Source organism: Oleiphilus sp. HI0067, assembly GCF_001635735.1.
Window position 1 is genome coordinate 1 of sequence record NZ_LWFI01001526.1, and the last position, 1,164, is coordinate 1,164.

1 protein-coding gene is annotated in these 1,164 nt (G+C 44.2%); it reads left to right on the top strand.

Features of this window, described 5'->3' with window-relative positions:
- The first annotated feature begins 67 nt into the window (after positions 1-67).
- The gene (locus tag A3739_RS24845; protein ID WP_082878570.1) at positions 68-988 is read left to right on the top strand and encodes a chemotaxis protein CheB; all 921 of its coding nucleotides are present in this window, start codon (positions 68-70) and stop codon (positions 986-988) included.
- Positions 989-1,164 lie beyond the last annotated feature (176 nt).

Below are 1,164 nucleotides of genomic sequence, written 5' to 3' on the forward strand. Positions count from 1 at the left end.
AGAGCAAGAACTGTTGCAGAAAATTGAAGAAGTTCTTGCTGCTACAAGAGTAACAGCATAAGAGTACATGATGAGGATCCAGGCTTCGCTCGGAATAATTAGTGAGGATCCTTTACTTAGAAAAGACTTAAGTATTTTTGCTGAGCGATACGGTTTTTCTGCGCAGGTGAGTATCGCACCGCAAAGCTGGAAAATTGAAGACCTTGAGCGCTACAACCAAATTTCATGCTGGTTAGTTGACGAGCCATTTTTTGATTTGGCAAGCGATGAGCTGGCGCAATACATAGCCGATTTAGCTGTTCCGGTTATTTTGGGGTTGGAGCCTTTTAGTCGTGAGCATGAGCTGAGGGAAAGGGAGTTTTCTTTTTTAATTAAAAAGCTTATTCAGCATCTCCATCCAAACCAAAGCAATGAGGTTTTCGATATATGGGTGCTAGCTGCTTCGTTAGGGGGGCCTGAAGCTGTGAAGGAGTTTCTAGACGCCTTACCCCAAGATATACCCGCGAGCTTCTTGTACGCGCAGCACCTCGATGAAGTGGGTTCTAAAGCCTTAGCTGATGTTATTGGCAGAGACGCGAAATTGCCTGTTGTTGCAATTGATGGAATGTGTGAATTAGCCCCCGGCGTGATTTACAAAGTCCCCGTGGACTCAAGCATTGATTTTACCAATGGTGTTTGTTTTAAAACGGGTTCAGCTTGGCAAGGTGAATATACCCCAAGTATTGATGAGCTGTTGCGTCGAGTAAGCTTCACTTACGGTAATCGAGCTAATGTCATCGTGTTTAGTGGCATGGGCGAAGATGGCGCCGATACAGCAAAAGATTTGGCTAGGCGTGGCAGTTTAGTTTGGGCGCAAAGTGAGCATAGTGCAGTCAGCGACATGATGCCGAAATCGGTGATCGAAAAGCGTATATGCCAACGGATTGCTGCACCAAAAGACCTTGCTATGTTAATGACAGCGTATTACAAGAATACAGGCATTTCTTAATTTGCCTAAAAAATGAAGGAAGTTCAGAGTGTCTGAATCAGAGCTAATTTCGAGTGTATATTTGCCGGTTGAAGGCACTAAGTTGGTGTTGCCAAACGTGAGTGTGGCCGAGGTAATTGAATATACCAAACCACAAGAAGCAGAAGGGCCAGAATATTTTCTAGGAAATATTATGT

Coding starts and splice junctions, on each gene's coding strand:
- A3739_RS24845 (WP_082878570.1), top strand. CDS start 68: ATGATGAGGATCCAGGCTTCGCTCGGAATAATTAGTGAGGATCCTTTA.